Raw genomic sequence first — 17,785 nt, 5'->3', positions numbered from 1 at the left:
CTCCATCCTGGGGGAGCATCCTGGGAGAGCGCTCTCCCCCGGGTTCGTGATTCAGTTGTAGACGCCGAACTCGTACAGCGAGTAGCCCCATCCGGTTCCTCGGGCCGTGCCGTGGACCCGTACGTAGCGGCCGGCCCCTGACACGTCGAGGTCGTCGACTCCGCCGTTGCCGTCGGTGACCGTGCGGACGGTGGTCCAGTTCTGCCCGTCGTCCGAGGTCTGCACGGTGTAGGCCTTGGCGTACGAGGTCTCCCAGACCAGTTGCACATGCCGGAACGAGGTGCGGGTGCCGAGATCGACCCGGAGCCACTGGGGGTCGCTCCAGTCGCTGGCCCAGCGGGTGGTGAGGTTGCCGTCGACGGCGCCCGCCGCGGCGCAGGGGCAGTCGCCGCCGCCCGCCTGGGACGAGGAGGCGGTGGCCGGCTTGCCGAGGGCGACGTTCGTTCCGCTCGGGGTGGGCGGCACCACCCGCACGGAGCGGGTCTCGACACCGACGTTGCCCTTGCCGTCCTTGGCCTTGACGTAGATCTTCCAGACTCCGGGCCGGTCCGGCGCGGTCACCCTGAGCCGGCCGCCGCCGAGGTCGGTGGAGGGCAGCGGGTTCAGCTGCTTGCCCTGGTCGATGTACATGCTGTTGTCCAGCACCTCGTACGTGATCGGATCACCGTTGGGGTCCGTGGCCCTGACCGCGAGCGTGAGGTCGCGTCCGGCGGGCACTTTGCCCGCGTCCCCCTCGACGGTCAGGTCGGAGATGACCGGCGGGGTGTTGTCCCGGGAGGTGTCCGCGCCGTACGCCTTCTTCACGGCGTAGTACGAGAGCCGCTTCTCGCCCGCGGGCAGCAGGTTGAACCAGATGCCGCCGAAGTCGTACTCGGTCCCGTAGTGGAACATCGTGGCGCCGAGGGCGACGCCCTTGTGCCCGGTGACGCAGTTCCAGGCCCGGGTGTAGCCGTCGGTCTTCGCCCGGTCGGTGGGTTCGGCGGGGACGCCGTTGGCGTCGTCCGGGACCTCCCACTCACCCGCCGGTCCGGTTTCGGTGACGATGTAGGGCTTGGTGTAACCGCCCTGCTCCCAGGCGGACTTCACATCGCAGACGGCGTTGTAGGCGTTCACCGCGTACAGGTCCAGGTCGGGCGCGTTCCTCTTGTAGTAGGGCCAGGCGCCGGTCCACGCGTCGGTGGAGGTGACGGGGTGGTTGGGGTCGACGGCGTGGATCTTCTTGGTGATGTCGTTGACGAGCGTGGTGTACGCGTCGCGCTGGCGTTCCAGCTCGGCGCCGCTGTAGCAGTTCTGGAGTCCGAGCACGGACTCGTTCCCGACGTTCCACATCAGGACACCGGGGTTGTCCTTGTAGGTGTCGGCCCACTTGGGGAACTCGGCGAGCATCTGGTTCTTGTAGGCGGTGTCCGTCAGGTAGTTCACGCAGCCGCCGCTGCCGGGGCCGCCGCCGGGCTGCAGCCAGAAGCCGGCGATCACCTTGATGCCCTGGGCCGCCGCCGCGTCGAAGAGGGGCTTGCTGGAGGCGTCGGTGCCCCAGGTGCGGACGGTGTTGACGCCCATCGACTTCAGGTCGGGCATGTAGCGCCCGGCGTCGGCGACGGCGGGCCCCCAGGTGAGGCCCTTGATCTGGTACGGGCTTCCGTCGACGGTCAGTTGCCAGTTGCCCTGCGAGCCGGTGACCTTGACGACGCTGCCGGCGGCCCGCGCGGGCTGGGAGGGCAGGGCGACGAGTGCCCCCGCGGCGAGCAGGCCCGCGGTGACGGGCGCCGCGATACGGCGCCGGGTGGTACGGGATCCGGTCATGAGTGTCCGTCCGGTGTGCGGGTGAGGGGGGAAGGGAGGGGCCAGTCGGTGTCCGGGTGAGGGTGGGGACGGTCCCGCCGGCCCGGCGGAGCGTCGGGCCGGCGGGACGCGTTCCCTTCCGCGTCAGGGAAGCCGGTAGTTCGCGTCGAGTGCCGCCCCCGCTTCGGGGTGGGTCTGGTCGTAGCCACGGGCGTCGCACTGGAGTCCGCCGACGACGCAGTGGTCGACGAGTGCCTTGAGCGTCCGGGTGTCCCACGCGTTGAAGAAGTCGTAGTGGAAGGAGTAGCCCGCGCCGCTCGCGAGCCTCACCTGGGACATGTCACCGTTGACCGGGAAGGCCATCTTGAACTCGATCATCGGCAGGGCGACCGGGTGGTCGTCCGGGCAGATGTTGTTGTTGGTGCCGGGGTTGACCACCGGATAGGCCATGTGACTCTGGTGGTTGGGGGTGTCCAGGTACTTCCCGTCCCAGCAACTGGGCGCCTGGAAGCGGATGTTGAGCTGGACGTCGGCGGTGTTCGGGCACTGCTGCGGGAAGTCCACGTTGAAGTAGCTGTTGCCGCACTCCCAGCCCTCCACGAACCCCCGGTGGTTGCGGAAGTCGGCCGCGGACTGCATGGGGCTGCCGACGACGAACCGCAGTCCCTTCGGGAAGGGCCGCACGCTGGTGTAGTCGGTGACTCCGGTCTTGTAGTAGATGACCTGCGGACCCACCGGCAGTACGGGCGTGGTGCCCTTGAGCAGGGTAGGCATCCAGTAGGCCGACTTGTCGCCCGGGGCCCTGCAGCTGGTCGAGCCGGCCTCGAGCGAGGCGGTGGTGCTGCCCGCGTCTGTCGTGGTGTTGCCCATGAAGGTGTGGTCGTGGGACTTTCCCGGCTGGCCGGGGTAGACGATCGGGTCGTCCGGCCTGGTACGGGTCACCGAACAGTTCGCCTGGAACTCGTGGAAGTAGCGGGGCGCCGGCTCGGCCTTGGACGGGACGACCCCGGTCACCTGCGGATTCGCCGGGATGTAGCCGTCGCCGTCCGGGTCCTCGGGTGAGGCAAGCGTCGAGGCGGCCATCGCATGGGCCGCGTGCACGGTCGTCGACCCGGCCACGGACGGTGCCGCGCCGGCCGCGGGGCCGGCACTCATCGCCACTCCGGCCACGCCGAGCGAGGTCAGCAGCAGCGCACTGGACATCAGCATTCCTGAGACGATCTTCGATCTCCGTGCCATGGAGACCTCCTGCCACGTCGATGGGGACGGTGGGGGTCGGGCGGCCGTGAGCGACGTCGAGCACAGTGCCGCTGGGGCCGCCCGTGTGACGGTCCATCACATGTGCCGAGGGAAACGGGAGAGCGCTCTCCCGCTGAGGAGTGTTGTGGCGGTCGCGCGGGAGTGTCAAGGGAGTTGACGGAGAATCACTTGCCTGCGATGTGCGCACCTCTTGAACGCGGAACCAGGGCCCTCACCGGTCTCCATTCGGGTCCATACCGCTAGGAACCAGCGCAAATGGAAGGAGAGTTGCCCGTCCATCGCGCAACAACATCCGGGACTCCGGTCACAACTCTTGACGTGTCGTTCACCTGGATGAAGCATTCATCGGCGAGAGAGCGCTCCCCCGTACCTCCCACTGTTCACTTCCTGAACCAGGAGAGTCGCCCCCCATGCCTTCAACCCCCACAGACGTCCCGGACTCCGGCCGTTCCCCCGTCGCGCGGCGCACCGTCCTCGGAGCGATGGCGGCCGGCGCGGCGGCGCCCGCACTGCTCGCGCTGCCCTCACCGGCGTCCGCCTCGCCCGCCGTGTCCGCCCAGCAGCCGTCGGCCCTCCCCGGCGGCGGCGATCTCGGCCCGAACGTCATCGTCTTCGACCCCTCGACGCCCGGCATCCAGGCCAGGCTGGACCAGATCTTCCGGCAGCAGGAGTCGGCCCAGTTCGGCACGGGCCGCTACGCGCTGCTGTTCAAGCCGGGCACGTACAACGGGCTCAACGCCCAGCTCGGCTTCTACACCTCGATCGCGGGCCTCGGCCTGTCACCGGACGACACGACGATCAACGGTGACGTGACCGTCGACGCCGGCTGGTTCAACGGCAACGCCACCCAGAACTTCTGGCGTTCGGCGGAGAACCTCGCCCTCAGCCCGGTCAGCGGCACCAACCGGTGGGCTGTCGCCCAGGCCGCGCCGTTCCGTCGTATGCACATCAAGGGCGGCCTCAACCTCGCCCCCGACGGCTACGGCTGGGCCAGCGGCGGCTACATCGCCGACAGCCGGATCGACGGGTCGGTCGGACCGTACTCGCAGCAGCAGTGGTACACCCGTGACAGTTCGGTGGGCGGCTGGGTCAACGCCGTCTGGAACATGGTGTTCTCGGGCGTCCAGGGCGCACCCGCCCAGTCCTTCCCGAACCCGCCGTACACCACGCTCGACACCACACCGGTCTCCCGCGAGAAGCCGTTCCTGTACCTCAACGGCAGTGAGTACCGGGTGTTCCTGCCGGAGAAGCGCACCAACGCCCGCGGCACCACCTGGGGCAACGGAACCCCGCGCGGCACGTCGCTGCCGCTCAGCCAGTTCTACGTGGCCAAGCCCGGTGTCACGGCCGCCACCCTGAACGCAGCGCTCACCCAGGGCCTCCACCTCCTGCTGACACCGGGGATCTACCACCTCGACCAGCCGATCCAGGTCAACCGCGCGGGCACCGTCGTCCTCGGTCTCGGCTACGCCACGCTGATCCCGGACAACGGCGTCACCGTGCTCAGGACGGCCGATGTCGACGGTGTCCGGCTCGCCGGCTTCTTGATCGACGCCGGGCCCGTCAACTCCACCACGCTCCTGGAGGTCGGTCCGACCGGGGCCTCGGCGGACCACTCGGCCAATCCGACCACCGTGCAGGACGTCTTCGTCCGCATCGGTGGCGCCGGTGCCGGCAAGGCGACGACCAGCATGGTCATCAACAGCCGGCATACGATCGTCGACCACACCTGGGTCTGGCGGGCCGACCACGGCACCGGCGTCGGCTGGGAGACCAACCGGGCCGACTTCGGCATCCGCGTGAACGGCGACGACGTCCTCGCCACGGGGCTGTTCGTCGAGCACTTCAACAAGTACGACGTGCAGTGGTACGGGCAGCGTGGCCGCACCATCTTCTTCCAGAACGAGAAGGCGTACGACGCGCCGAACCAGGCCGCCATCCAGAACGGCAGCGTCAAGGGGTACGCGGCCTACAAGGTCGCCGACTCCGTGACCACGCACGAGGGTTGGGGGCTGGGCAGCTACTGCTACTACAACGTCGCCCCGACGATCGTCCAGCACCACGGCTTCGCGGCCCCGAACAGGCCGGGCGTGAAGTTCCACGACCTGCTGGTCGTCTCCCTGGGCGGCAACGGGCAGTACGAGCGCGTCATCAACGACACGGGCACACCCACCTCGGGCACCTCCACCGTGCCGTCCACGGTGGTCTCGTACCCCTGACCGCCCCGCGCGGAGCCGGAGGTCAGCAGGACGTCAGGCTCCCGAGGTCCACCGCGTCGGCCATCGCCTGCATCCCCTTGTCGTTGGGGTGCAGGTGATCGCCGCCGTCGAAGAACGGCAGGATCAGCTGCGGGTCGTAGGGATTGCGCGTGATCCTGTCGAAATCCGTCACGGCGTCGAGCGCGCCGCCGTTCCTGATCCAGTCGTTGACGCCCTGGCGCACGGCCTCGGAGGCGGCGTCGTACTCGGACCAGCCCTTGAACGGCATGACGGTCGCGCCGACGACACATTTGCCCGCCGCGTGCGCCCGGTCGATGATCTGCCGATAGCCGGCGATCATGTCGTCCACTGTGACACCGGAATGGGCCTTGATGTCGTTGATGCCTTCGAAGAGGAAGACCGTACGGACCCCGGGCTGGGAGAGGACGTCGCGCTGGAGTCTGTTCAGGGCGGCCTGCCCGGCGCCGTCAGCGAGCACCTTGTTGCCCGAGATCCCCTCGTTCGCCACTCCCTTCACGGTGAGCCCGGACGCCGCCTGGAGCCGCCGGGACAGATAGTCGGGCCAACGGCGGTTCTGGTCGGTGGTCGAGGCCCATCCGTCGGTGATGGAGTCGCCGAGGGTCACCACCGAACCGACCGCGGCGGACGTCTCCACGTCGACGGCGTCCAGCCAGTACCAGGAGCCCATCGGATCGGTCCAGTTGGCCGCGCCTTCTTCGGCCGCGTGGTCGCCCGCGGTCGCGTAGTTGGTCTGCATCGCCATGCCGTGGCCGGTCGTCGGTCCCTGGGCGCCGGTCACGTACAGGCTGATGACCAGGTCGCTCTGGGCGGCCAGTGTTCCGGGCAGCGGATCGCTGAGCACGGTCTCGCCGGCCGGGACGGTGACGGACGCGGCCCCGCCGAAGGACAGCCGCCGGTTGGAGTCGTGGACCAGCTCCGCACCTTGTTTCCGCAGCCCGGCGTACGCGCTCGCGAACGTCACCGGGTGCTCGCCGAAGGCGTTGGACAGCCGGATCCGCATGTTCGCGCCGCCGACGCTGGTGCGCACGATCAGTCGGTAGCTGCGGTCGGCGGGTCCCGCCCCCTGCCGGTCGGCGCCGGCGCCCCAGGTGACCACGGAGTGCTTCGCCCGCGCCTCGGCGGCTGGCGTCACCGGCGTGCCCGACGAGGCCCCCGGCTGCGCCGCCGCCGAGGCGGTCAGGGGACCGCAGACCGCGAGGAGCAGCGCCGATACGACGCCCACGGCGCGGCGGCGGAACCGGGCGCCGCTCACCCGAGGCCCCTCAGGGAGACGGACTCACCGGGCTTGAGGCTGACCTTGCGGGAGGCGCCGCCCGCGACGACGGTCGTCTCGCGGCCGCCGACGCTCTTCAGCGTGGCCCGGGTCACCTTGCCGTTCTTCCAGCTGAGGTCGGCGACGAAGCCGCCGCGGACGCCCACGCCGGACACCGAGCCGGATGCCGCCCAGGCGGCGGGCAGGGCGGGCAGCAGCTCGATGTGTCCGGGCCGTGAGTAGACCAGCATCTCGACGATCGCCGCGGGGGTGCCGAAGTTCGCCTCGATCTGGAAGATGCCCCGGCCCGTCTCCACCTCGTAGATGTCGAAGAGGTTCATCGCGCTGCCGTTGCTGCCGTTGACCGACGGCTTCAGGTTGTTGACGACCAACTGGTAGGCGTTCTCCGCGTTCTTCAGCCGCGCCCAGCACAGGCTGCGCCAGGCGTTGGCCCAGCCGAAGCTGTTCATGCCGCGCGCGGTGAGCAGGGCGGTCGCGCCGTCGAGGATGTCCTTCGGCGTGGAGCCGTCCGGACGGATCCGGTCGCCGGGGAAGAGGCCGATGAGCGGGGAGAGGTGCCGGTGGGTGGTCTCGCCGAGGTTGTCGGGCGACATCCACTCCTCGAGCCAGCCGGTCTTGGGGCTGACCACGGGCAGGTAGAGGCGCGCCCGCAGACCGTCGATGGTCTTGCGGTAGGCGGCGTCCTTGGCGAGCGCCTCGGTCGCGGTGCGGTAGTTGCCGAAGAGGTTCCACACCAGTTCCTGGGCGTACGTGATGCCCTTGGCGTCGAGCGGACCCTGCTCGGGCGACCAGTCGCTGTCGGCGATGAGCACCTCGCGCTCGGCCCCCGACGCGTCGGTGACGGTCGTGGTGACGAGGCGGGCCTCCCAGAACTGCACGGCGCCCTTGAGGAGGGGGTAGATCTTCTTGAGGTAGGCGCGGTCCTGCGTGTACTCGTAGTGCTCGAACAGGCTCTGGCAGATCCAGGCGTTGCCGGCCGGGTGCCACCACCAGCCGCCCCCGCCATAGGGGTTGGTGGAGATCGCCACGGTCCAGCCGGCGATCTTTCCGCTGGAATTGCGGTACCGGTTGGTGGAGTCGTTGAACAGCCGCTGAGTGACCTCCGTCCAGTCGGGCAACTGGACGAGGCAGTAGTCGGCGAAGGCGTCGAAGCAGTCGGACAGGCCCGCCCGGTCGGCCATCCAGTAGTTCATCTGGAGGTTCACGTCGGTGTGGTAGTCGGCCATCCAGTCCGGGTCGTTGCCGTCCAGCCAGGGGCCCTGGAGGCCCATCGGCAGGCTGCCCCGGGATCCGGAGATCATGAGGTAGCGGCCGAACTGCAGGTAGGCGGCCTCGAGTTCCGGGTCGGGGATGTCGTCCCGGTGGCGTGCCCGCAGCCGCTCCAAGGTGTCCAGTTCGCGCTGCGCGGCGGAGGACGTACCGAGGTCGATGTCCAGCTGTCCGAACACGGCCCGGAAGTCGGCGACATGTGTGTGCAGCAAGGTGCTCGCCGAGTGACCGGCGGCGTTCAGGACCTTGGTCCTGGCGAGGCGCTCCGGGGCCAGGGACGGGTCGCGGAACTTCGCCGCCGCGTCCGGCGCGTAGTTGGTACCGCCGCTGACGACGACGGTGAGGTCCTTGCAGCCGCTGAACGCGATCGACGTACCGTCGACGCGGACCCTGCCCGTGCCGCTGTACGCGGTGACGGCGGCGCCGTACTTCAGGCCGTTGGCCAAGGAGGCACCGAACGACGTGTAATGGCCCTCGCTGTTGGCGGTGGTGGACTCGCCGTGGGTGCCCGTGAGGGAGACGGTACCGGTGTAGGAGCCGCCGCCCTGCTGGGAGAAGTACAGGACGATGGCGTCATCGGGCCGGCTGGCGAAGATCTGCCGCCGGTAGGTGACGCCGGAGATGTCGTACGAGGTGCTGATCAGGCCCTGGGCCAGGTCGAGGGTGCGCCGGTAGTTGTTGACGTTGCCCAGGTCGTGGTCGGGGAGGGCGACGGTGAGTTCGGCCAGCATCGTCAGGGAGCCGAAGTCGTCCCGGCCGTACGGGAACTGCCCGTCGCTCTGCAGCTTGTCGTTGAGATCTCCGGTCCACAGGGTGGCGTCGGTGATCATCAGGAGTTCGGCGGCGGGGCCGTTGCTCGCGAGCACCCCGAGGCGCCCGTTCCCGACCGGCAGCCCCTGCTCGATCATCGACTTGGAGGAGCCGGGAGCCCCCCACCACAGCTGGTTCTTCGCGGCGTCGGCCGCGGACAGCATGGGCGACGCGGTGGGGCGCAGGGGGGCTGCCGAGGCGGTGAAGGCGGGCAGACCACCGAGTGCGGTGGCCGCGCCGGCTGCGGCGGCGAGGGCGAGGAAGCCTCTGCGGCTGGGGGTGTTGTCGCGTGATGCGGTGTGCTGAACGTCCACGGTTGTGCACTCCATATCCGGGAGCTGCTCATGCGGGAACGACGGCTGCGGACCGTCGGCGTGGGGCAGGTCCCCGCGGGGCCCGGGTCGTGTCACCGGGCCCCGCGGGAAGCGGGTCGGACGGACCGCTGAACTCAGACCGACTGCGGGACGACGATCCTGTCGATGTCGGGGGCGTATCCGCTGCCGCTGTCGAAGGTGATCGTGTTGGAGCCCGCCTTCAGCGCCAGTTGGACGCTGACCGTCTCGGCCGTGCTCCAGTCGCCCGTGGAGGGGAACTTCTCGCTGGTGCCGTTGCCGCTGTTGGAGAAGGCGGTCACCGAGCGGGGGTCGCCGCTGACGTAGGCGACCTGGACGGTGTAGATGCCGTCCTTCTTCACCGTGACGTCGTTGAACCGCAGCTTGCCGCCGGTGTAGAGGTTGCCGACCTTCTTGCCGCCGGAGCAGGCGTCGCAGTTGGCGACCGAGGCGTTGCCGGACAGTGTGTTGGCGGCGGACTCGGCCTCGTAGCTCGTGGTGGTCGGCGTGCCGCCGCCGGGCTTGACGGTGAACAGCCGCGAGCCGTGGGCGGGCAGCGCCTCGGTGATCTTGTTCTTGTAGGTCCCGAGGTTCGCCTTGTTCCACAGGTCGCGCACGGAGGCGTTTCCGGTGAATCCGAGGGAGGCCCACTGGGCGGTGACGGAGGCCGGCGAGTCGGCGAGGTTGAACAGGGCGACGGTGTAGCTGCCGTCGGCGTTCTTGGTGCCCCAGACCTGCTGGTCGCCGACGGTGGTGACCGGACGCGCGACGGGCGAGTCGTTCTGGTCGACGGCGATGACTTCCCTGTTGGTCAGCAGGGAGACCCCGTAGCTGTCCAGCTTGGTGAGGTCGTCACCGGTGAACAGCGGCGACTTGTTGATGGCCCACAGGGTCATGTAGCTCTGCCGCTCGGCCTTGGTGAGGCCGTCCATCTCGCCGTTGCCGACGTCGATGCCGTCCAGGTCGTTCCAGCCGCCCGGGCCCGCCTTGCGGCTCCACGCGGGGGCGTCGTCCCAGCGGTCGTTGACCGAGTTCTCCCAGGTGACGAGGGTGTTGCAGTAGCACTCGACGTCGGTGTCGATGCGCCAGCCGTTGGAGTACTTCTTCCAGTCGGCGGCGTGGCCGATGTCGAGCGACCAGGAGAGTTCGAGGTGGATCGGGCGCCCCGCTGCGGCGATGGCCTTCTGCCAGGCGGCGACGTCGGGGACGTTGTCGTAGTTGTCACCGGACTTGAAGGAGCCCGGGCCCACGCCGTCCAGCTTGAGGAAGTCGTAGCCCCAGTCGGCGAACTGCTGCGCCTGCGAGTCGATGTACTTCTGCGCGCAGGGGTTGTCGAAGTTCAGCTTGTAGGCGCTGTCCCAGCCGTTGGTGGTGCGCAGGTCCGAGTGGACGACGTCGGCGGTGGTGCAGCCGGGGGCGTTCCAGATCTGCGTCTTGCCGTCGCCGTACGCCCCCTTCTCCAGGCCGGCGGGCAGGTAGATGCCGGCTTTGAGGCCCTTGGAGTGGATGTGGTCGGCGACCGACTTCATGCCGTGGGGGAAACGGACCGGGTCGGGCGTCTGGCGACCGTACTGGTCGAAGCCCGTCTTCCAGGTCTTGTCCATCCACCAGCCGGCGTCGATGTTGACATGGTCGTAGCCGTAGTCCTTCAGCTTGGCCGCGAGGGCGTCCGTCTGCTTCAGGACGTTCGCCTCGGTGAGGTAGCTGTAGTCGCCGTCCGGGTTGAGGCCCGGGTACTTCGACGACTGCATGCTCCAACTCGACCAGCCCATGTACGGCTTGGCGGCGACCGGGGTGGTGGCGGGGGTCTCGCGCGGCACTGGGGTCTTGGCCTGTGCCGCCGGGACGGTCGCCGCGAGGCCTGCCGTGAGGGCTGACACCACCACGGTTCTCAGGATGCGTGCGGGCAGGACGGAATACGAGGATGACCGCATGGGTCGTGCCTCCTGTGGGTTCAGGGTTGGGGCGGCTCAGCCCTTGCCCGAGCCGATGGTGAGTCCGCTGATGAACTGGCGCTGGAGCGCGAAGTACACCAGGAGAGTGGGGATCGCGGTCATCAGGGCACCGGCCGCGATGAGGTTGGGATTGGTGAAGTACGCACCTTGGAGGTTGGCCAGGGCTGAGGTGATCGGGCGCTTGTCGCCGCTCTGGATCAGCGCGAGCGGCCAGAAGAAGTCGTTGTAGATCCAGATCGATTCGAGGGTCGCGAGGGCCGCGAACGCGGGGCGGCACAGCGGCAGGATGATCTGGAAGAACTGGCGCCAGACGGGGGCGCCGTCCACGAGCGCCGCCTCGGAGATCTCTTTCGGGATCGTCTTCATGTAGTTGCTGAGGACGAAGGTGCAGAACCCGGACTGGTAGGCGATGTGGATCGCGATGATGCCCCAGGCCGAGTTGTAGAGGAGGAGGGAGTCGCTCATCCACTGCGGCAGTGGGATGAGGAGGTAGAGGCGGTACAGGGGGGTGATGAGGACCTGTGCCGGGAGCAGGTTGCCCGCGGTGAACAGCATCAGCAGGACGATGTTCCAGCGGAAGTCGAAGCGGGAGACGAAGAAGGCGACCGCGGCCGAGAACAGCAGGGTGCACAGGACGGACGGCACCGTGATGAGGACGGAGTTCCAGAAGAAGTGCGGCATCCCGGACTGGTTCCAGGCGTCGCCGAAGTTGGCGAGGCTGAGACTGTGGGGCCAGGAGAGATAGCCGTGCTTCGCGGTGTCCGAATAGGGCCGCAGCGAGGTGTACATGGCCCACAGCAGCGGGACGAGCCACAGCAGGGCGATGCCGCCCAGCATCAGATGGCGGCCGGTCTGGCGGCGCGGCCCGGACGGGGTCTTCGGCGTCTGCTGCGCGCGCCGGGTCCGCGGTCGGGAGACCGGGCGCGGCACGGTCGTGGTCACTGGTCCTCCTTGCGGAAGTTCTGGACGAGGAAGGTCCCGATGGCGGCAAGGGAGACCACGAGCAGGACGACCGCGAGGGCGGACCCGTAACCGATGTGACTGGACTCGCCGATGATGTTGTCGGTGATGAGGAGGGACAGGAGCTCCATGCCCGGCTTGCTTCCGACGCCGCCGCCGAGGACGTAGACGACGTCGAAGGAGCGCAGGGACTCCATGACCGTGATGACCAGGATGATGACGTTGACCGGTTTCAGGGCCGGGAAGACCACCCGCAGGAAGGTCTGGCGTCCGTTGGCGCCGTCGAGCGCGGCGGCCTCCTTGAGCGCCGGGTCGAAGCCCTTCAGGCCGGCCAGGTAGAGGATCATGATGTATCCGGTGTGCCGCCAGCTGGAAGCGACCAGGACGGCCCACAGGTTGAGGTCGGGGTTACCCAGCCAGTCGATGTGGTGGCTCGATCCGGCGGCGCCCAGGATGCCGTTGAGGAGCCCGGTGTCGGGGTTGTAGATGATCTCCCAGATGAAGCCGACGACGGCCAGGGAGAGCACCATCGGCAAGAAGACGGCGGTCTGGTAGATCCTCGTGAAGCGGATCTTCCGGTCGAGCTGGTAGGCGAGGAAGATGCCGAACGGGGTCGGCAGCAGTGACGTGAACAGCAGCCAGATCACGTTGTGCCGCACCGCGGGCCAGAACGGCGGGTAGTTGGTGAAGATCTCCTTGTAGTTGTCCAGGCCGATCCAGTGGATGTCGGCCAGGTCGATGCCGTCCCAGGTGGTGAACGACAGCCCCAGGGAGGCCAGTGCGGGCAGCCAGACGAAGAAGAGCAGGGCCGCCAGCGGGATGCCGATGATGACGGTGAGGAAGATCCGGTCGCCGGTGCCGAGGCGGCGCGGGCGGGCTCCCCGCGGGGCGGGGGGTGTGGTGGGCGCGGAGGACACGGTGCGTGCGACCTTTCCGGTCCTGGTCAGGCCGTGAAGAAGCGCGAACGCTGGGACTCGATCTTCTTCAGCGTTCCCGAGCCGTCGTCGGGGTGGCCGAGCCACTCGGTCAGGCCGGGGAGTACGACGGTGGAGATGAAGCCGGGGTCGCTGTCGCGGTCCGCGAACTGGCTGATGTGCTTGGCGGAGGCGATGAGGTCGGCGGACTTCTTCTGGAGCGCGTTGTACGAGCCGGTGCTCGCCTTCTCGTTGACGGCGAGGTTGCTCGGGTCGACGCCCATGTACAGCTCCTCGGCGTGGGCTCCGCCGAGGAACTCCAGGAACTTCTTGGCACCAGCCTCGTTCTTGGGCCGGCGGCTGAGCATGAAGCCGTCGGTGGGTGCCTCGACGGCGTCCTGACCGTGCGCGGCGTCGATCTCTGGAAAGGGGAAGAAGTCGATGTCGGCGCGTATCTTCTCGTCGGTGATCTGTTGTCCGAGGAAGAGGCCGATGACGGCCATCCCGGACTTCTTGTCGAGCAGCGACTGGGCGGCGTCCTGCCAGGAACGGCCGGCGGCATCCTGCTGGTAGTAGGGGGCGAGTTCGCGCCAGTGGTCGAGAGTGGCGAGAGCGCGCTTGTCGGTCCAGGAGACCTTGCCGCGCATCAGGGACATGTGGAAGTCGTAACCGTTGGTCCGCAGGTTCACGTAGTCGAAGGCGCCGAGGATGCTCCAGCTGTCGCCGCCGCCGTATCCGGAGGCGATCGGGGAGAGCCCGTCCTTCTTCGTCCGCTTCGCGAGCGCGATGAACTCGCTCCACTTCTGCGGGACTTGGTAGCCGCGCTCCTTGAAGAGGCTCTTGCGGTAGAAGACGGCCCACGGGTAGTTGTACAGCGGCACGAAGTAGTACTTGCCGTCCTCGCCGCGGGAGAGCTGCTTGGTGGCGTCGCTGAAATCGGCGCCTATCTTGTCCCACACGTCGTCGAGGGGGCTGCAGAGCTTCTTCTTGGCGAAGTACTGCATGCGGTAGCCGGCGAACCAGGTGAAGACGTCGTCGGGGGTGCCCTGCAGATAGGTGGAGATGCTCTTCTGGAAGGTGTCGTGGTCGACGGTGTTCGTCTTCACCGTCAGACCGCTGTCCTTGGCGAACGCATCGGTGGCGGAGGCGTATGCCTTCTTGGGGGTGGCGTCGGCGCCGTTGGATCCGAAGGTGACCGTCTTCGGGTCGGCCCCCGCTCCCCCGCCGCAAGCGGTCAGAACGGGCGCGGCCAGTGCGGCGGCGCCGAGTCCGAACAGTCCGCCGACGACTCTGCGGCGGCCCGGGTCACGCGCAGCCAGGGGATTGCGGCTCTGCTGCGTCATTGTTGCTCCTCACGCGTGTCCGTACATGACTGATCTTCAGTAGGTGGCTGTTCTTCAGTACGTGCTGGTCGGTGCGTGTGCGCTGTTCAGCGCGCGCTCGCCCCTCAGGGCGTGGTGCTCTTCAGCGCGCTTCCGAGGTGATGAAGGACTGGATCGCGGTGGCCGCCGCCCCGCGCGCCCACTCCTCGAAGGGCAGCGGCCGGGTCTGTACGTCGCAGTCGGCGGCCGAGCCGAAGGCAGCCGCGGCGAACGCGTCACGGATCTGCTCGGCGAACAGGTCGTAGGCGGCCAGGCCCTCGCCGGAGATGATCACGCGCTCGGGGCCGAGGAGGTTGGCCACGGTCGCGATGCCGCGGCCGATCGCCGCTCCCGCCCGGGCGTACACCTCCCGGGCGCCGGGGTCGCCGTCGTGGGCGAGGGCCAGGGCCTCGGTGGCGTCGGCGACGCTCACGCCGGTGACTTCCCGGATCCGGCCGACGATCGCGGGGTCCGCGGCGATCGCCTCGACGCAGCCTCGGTTGCCGCAGTGGCAGCGGGGACCGGCCGGGTCGATCGCCACGTGCCCGATCTCACCGGCCACGCCGTGCGCTCCCGCCACCACCTGTCCGTGCACCACCAGACCGCAGCCGATGCCCGCGCCGACGGTCACCAGCGCGAAGTCGGACAGCCCCACCCCGGCCCCGAACCACTGCTCGGCCACCGTCAGCGCCCGAACGTCGTTGTCGAGGGTGACCGGCAGTCCGGTCGTGGTCGCGGCCAGTTCGGCGAGGGGAACGTCGCGCCACTCCAGGAACGGCGAGTAGCGCACCACCCCGGCCGCCCGGTCCACGTCACCTGAGACGGCGATGCCGAGCCCTCGGACCTGCACCCCGAAGCCGTCCGCCTCCGTCAGCAGTTCCTGTACGAGCCCCGCGACGGAGGTCAGTACCGCCTTGGGGTGGCGGGAGGTGAGCGGAACGCGCCGGGCGACCCGGATGCGGCAGCACAGGTCGGTGAGTACGGCGATGAGCTCGTCGCCCGTCACCTTGATCCCCAGGAACAGGGCCCTCCCGCCGTCGACCCGCACCGGGTTGGCGGGCCGCCCGAGGACGGGCTGCCGTGCGTCCTCGGCGATGTCCTCCACGAGGTAGCCGGCCTCGATCAGCGGCCGGACCGCCTTGGTGACCGCCGCCGCCGAAAGCCGGGTCCGCCCCGCTATCTCCGACCGCGTGAGCGGGCCGTGGGACAGCACGGTGGTGAAGATCTGGGACGCGGCCGGCGTGTGGGCCGGGAACGCCTCGGTGAGAGAGGTCGAGCGCATGGCCGGAACCTATGACCCTTATTTTCTGCTGTCAATGAAAGAAACAGGAATCTCTTGAGGATGCTCCATGAGGCACCTACTACCTGTGAATTACAGAATGCGACCAGCCATTGACACGTGATCCAAGGTCAGGGTTGGCTTTTCCTTGTCTCGTACGTGAGTACCACTCGAACGCGAGGATCCATGTCGCCGATCTCCTTCGCCCCGGACACCGGGGTCTGGCTGCTGTCCACGCCGCGCACCTCGTACGCGCTGCGGATCGACGAGACCGGAGCGCCCTGCCATGTCGCGTGGGGCCCACGACTGACGCCGGCGGAGGCCGAGGAGCTCGCCGTGCCACTCGCGCCCGAGGCCAGCAGCTTCGAGGGCAGACCGCCCGTCGGGGAGGAGCTGCCCGTCGACGGCGGCACGCGCTACGGACCGCCGTCACTGCAGGTGCGGTTCGCGGACGGCTCCCGCGCCTTCGAGTGGCGGCCGACCGGCCACCACACCGACGAGGGCGAGCTGACCCTGTCGTTCCGCGACCGCCGCTACCCGTTGCGGGTGGCGCTCCACTACCGGGTACACGAGGACACGGACGTCATCGAGCGCTGGACCGTCGTCCGCAACGACGGCGACGAGCCCGTCACCCTGCTCCGTGCCGACTCCGCCGCCTGGACCCTGCCGCCGCTGCGGGACTACCGGCTCAGCCATGTCACGGGCCAGTGGTCCGCCGAGAGCCAGTTGCGACGCGACCGACTGCCGTACGGCGAGACCGTGTTGACCAGCCGTCGCGGGATCACCAGCCACCACGCGAACCCGTGGCTGATGCTCGACGCGGGTGAGGCGACGGAGGAGCACGGGCGGGTGTGGAGCGCCGCCCTCGCATGGAGCGGGAGTTGGCGCGTCACCGTGCAGCGCACCCCCGACGGGCGGGCGGGATTCACCGGCGGCCCCGGCCAGGACGGCACGACCGTGCCGCTCGCGCCGGGCGAGGAGTTCGCCACTCCCCCGTTCGCGGGACTGTGCACCGACGGCGGCTTCGGCGCGGCCAGCCGCGCCTGGCACGCGTACATCCTGGCCCATGTCCTGCCCCATGCCGACGAGTTCGCCCCGGTGCTCTACAACTCCTGGGAGGCGACCGGCTTCGACGTCGACGAGGTCGGGCAGAAGGCGCTCGCCGATCGGGCGGCGGCGCTCGGGGTGGAGCTCTACGTCGTCGACGACGGCTGGTTCGGGGCGCGCCGCAGCGACCGGGCGGGCCTGGGCGACTGGACACCGGCGCCCGACCGCTTCCCGGACGGGCTGGGCCCGCTGGTCCGCGCGGTGCACAGGCTCGGGATGCGCTTCGGCCTCTGGGTGGAGCCCGAGATGGTGAACCCGGACAGCGACCTGTACCGCGAACACCCCGACTGGGTCCTGCACTTCCCCGGCCGCCCCCGCTCCGAGCTGCGCAACCAGCTGGTCCTCAACTTCGCCCGTCGCGACGTCGCCGACTGGGCCTACGGCTGGCTGACCCGGCTGGTCGGCGACCACGGCATCGACTTCCTCAAGTGGGACATGAACCGCGCGTTCAGCGAGGCCGGCTGGCCCGACCGGCAGGACGGCGCCGACCGCCTCGGCCCCGCGTACGTGCGCAATCTCTACGGCGTCCTCGACCGTCTGCGAGCGGACCGTCCGGCGCTGCGGATCGAGACGTGCAGCGGTGGCGGCGGCCGGGTCGACCTGGGCATTCTGGCCCGCACGGACCAGGCGTGGGCGTCGGACAACACCGACGCCGCCGACCGGATGGGGATCCAGCAGGGCTACGGCCAGATCTACCCCGCCCGCACGATGGGCGCCTGGGTGACCGACGTACCCAACCAGCTCACCGGCCGTACGGTCCCGCTGCGCTTCCGCTTCCACGTCGCGATGGCCGGGGCGCTCGGCATCGGCGGCGATCTCACCCGCTGGTCCGAGGAGGAACTGCGGGAGGGGGCCGACCTGGTCGCCACGTACAAGAAGGTCCGCCATCTCGTCCAGCACGGCAGGCCGGACCGGCTGTCGCCGCCCGCCGAGGACTCGGTCTGCGTGGTGCAGTACACCGCCGCGGACGCCTCGGAGACGCTGCTGCTCGCCTACCGTCGCGTCTCCCGCCACGGCGCGCCGAGGCTGCCGGTCCGTCCGCGCGGTCTGGCCCCCGGGAGCCGCTACCGCGACGCCCGCACCGGCGCCGTGCACCACTCCACGGTGCTCGGCGAGTACGGGCTCGACCTCGACCTGCCGGCGGGCGACTGGTCCAGCACGGCGGTGCACCTCGTCCGGGAGGAGGACTGACACTCCGTCAATGCGCCGGTGGGCGCCCGATGTCGCTCTCGCGCGTCGGGCA

The 17,785-nt window shown here is 69.2% G+C and carries 11 protein-coding genes; 2 read left to right on the top strand and 9 right to left on the bottom strand.

The features are described from left to right. Nucleotides 1-51: 51 nt before the first annotated feature. Nucleotides 52-1,803 carry a discoidin domain-containing protein gene (locus ABZX90_RS28930; RefSeq protein WP_355209527.1) on the bottom strand — a complete coding sequence of 584 codons (1,752 nt, stop codon included), beginning with the start codon at nucleotides 1,801-1,803 and terminating at the stop codon, nucleotides 52-54. Between the two features lie 123 nt (nucleotides 1,804-1,926). Continuing rightward, nucleotides 1,927-3,021 (bottom strand): DUF1996 domain-containing protein, encoded by a 1,095-nt coding sequence (locus ABZX90_RS28925; protein ID WP_355209524.1) that lies wholly within the window; start codon nucleotides 3,019-3,021, stop codon nucleotides 1,927-1,929. A gap of 431 nt (nucleotides 3,022-3,452) precedes the next feature. Here ABZX90_RS28925 and ABZX90_RS28920 point away from each other — a divergent pair, with 431 nt between their 5' ends. Beyond that, nucleotides 3,453-5,261, top strand: coding sequence for a coagulation factor 5/8 type domain-containing protein (locus ABZX90_RS28920; RefSeq protein WP_355209521.1), 1,809 nt, complete (start codon nucleotides 3,453-3,455; stop codon nucleotides 5,259-5,261). 22 nt (nucleotides 5,262-5,283) lie between these two features. Here ABZX90_RS28920 and ABZX90_RS28915 read toward each other — a convergent pair whose 3' ends face one another. The 7 genes from ABZX90_RS28915 to ABZX90_RS28885 form a co-directional block, all read right to left on the bottom strand. Then, a complete protein-coding gene (locus ABZX90_RS28915) occupies nucleotides 5,284-6,534 on the bottom strand; it encodes an SGNH/GDSL hydrolase family protein (protein ID WP_355209518.1) in 1,251 nt (416 codons plus the stop codon). After that, nucleotides 6,531-8,963, bottom strand: coding sequence for a glycoside hydrolase N-terminal domain-containing protein (locus ABZX90_RS28910; RefSeq protein ID WP_355209515.1), 2,433 nt, complete (start codon nucleotides 8,961-8,963; stop codon nucleotides 6,531-6,533). The genes ABZX90_RS28915 and ABZX90_RS28910 overlap by 4 nt, the downstream gene beginning before the upstream one ends. Before the next feature lie 119 nt (nucleotides 8,964-9,082). Continuing rightward, entirely contained in the window at nucleotides 9,083-10,900 is a 1,818-nt protein-coding gene (locus tag ABZX90_RS28905; RefSeq protein ID WP_355209513.1) for a carbohydrate-binding protein, read from the bottom strand. A gap of 36 nt (nucleotides 10,901-10,936) precedes the next feature. Further along, the gene (locus ABZX90_RS28900; RefSeq protein ID WP_355209566.1) at nucleotides 10,937-11,761 is read right to left on the bottom strand and encodes a carbohydrate ABC transporter permease; all 825 of its coding nucleotides are present in this window, start codon (nucleotides 11,759-11,761) and stop codon (nucleotides 10,937-10,939) included. Nucleotides 11,762-11,859: 98 nt separating this feature from the next. Next, on the bottom strand, nucleotides 11,860-12,798 hold the full coding sequence (locus tag ABZX90_RS28895) for a sugar ABC transporter permease (protein WP_355209510.1): 939 nt from the start codon (nucleotides 12,796-12,798) through the stop codon (nucleotides 11,860-11,862). Between the two features lie 26 nt (nucleotides 12,799-12,824). Further along, on the bottom strand, nucleotides 12,825-14,138 hold the full coding sequence (locus ABZX90_RS28890) for an ABC transporter substrate-binding protein (protein WP_355209507.1): 1,314 nt from the start codon (nucleotides 14,136-14,138) through the stop codon (nucleotides 12,825-12,827). 121 nt (nucleotides 14,139-14,259) lie between these two features. Beyond that, the gene (locus ABZX90_RS28885) at nucleotides 14,260-15,438 is read right to left on the bottom strand and encodes an ROK family transcriptional regulator (RefSeq protein WP_355209504.1); all 1,179 of its coding nucleotides are present in this window, start codon (nucleotides 15,436-15,438) and stop codon (nucleotides 14,260-14,262) included. A 183-nt stretch (nucleotides 15,439-15,621) separates the two neighbouring features. Here ABZX90_RS28885 and ABZX90_RS28880 point away from each other — a divergent pair, with 183 nt between their 5' ends. Beyond that, on the top strand, nucleotides 15,622-17,733 hold the full coding sequence (locus ABZX90_RS28880; RefSeq protein WP_355209501.1) for an alpha-galactosidase: 2,112 nt from the start codon (nucleotides 15,622-15,624) through the stop codon (nucleotides 17,731-17,733). Nucleotides 17,734-17,785: the final 52 nt, after the last annotated feature.

This window comes from Streptomyces sp. NPDC002935 (genome assembly GCF_040611295.1).
In the GTDB taxonomy this organism is placed as follows: Bacteria; Actinomycetota; Actinomycetes; order Streptomycetales; family Streptomycetaceae; genus Streptomyces.
The sequence above is the reverse complement of the archived record's forward strand: the minus strand, read 5'-3'. Positions and strand labels throughout refer to the sequence as shown.

Coding starts and splice junctions, on each gene's coding strand:
- ABZX90_RS28930 (WP_355209527.1), bottom strand. CDS start 1,803: ATGACCGGATCCCGTACCACCCGGCGCCGTATCGCGGCGCCCGTCACC.
- ABZX90_RS28925 (WP_355209524.1), bottom strand. CDS start 3,021: ATGGCACGGAGATCGAAGATCGTCTCAGGAATGCTGATGTCCAGTGCG.
- ABZX90_RS28920 (WP_355209521.1), top strand. CDS start 3,453: ATGCCTTCAACCCCCACAGACGTCCCGGACTCCGGCCGTTCCCCCGTC.
- ABZX90_RS28910 (WP_355209515.1), bottom strand. CDS start 8,963: ATGGAGTGCACAACCGTGGACGTTCAGCACACCGCATCACGCGACAAC.
- ABZX90_RS28905 (WP_355209513.1), bottom strand. CDS start 10,900: ATGCGGTCATCCTCGTATTCCGTCCTGCCCGCACGCATCCTGAGAACC.
- ABZX90_RS28890 (WP_355209507.1), bottom strand. CDS start 14,138: ATGACGCAGCAGAGCCGCAATCCCCTGGCTGCGCGTGACCCGGGCCGC.
- ABZX90_RS28885 (WP_355209504.1), bottom strand. CDS start 15,438: ATGCGCTCGACCTCTCTCACCGAGGCGTTCCCGGCCCACACGCCGGCC.
- ABZX90_RS28880 (WP_355209501.1), top strand. CDS start 15,622: ATGTCGCCGATCTCCTTCGCCCCGGACACCGGGGTCTGGCTGCTGTCC.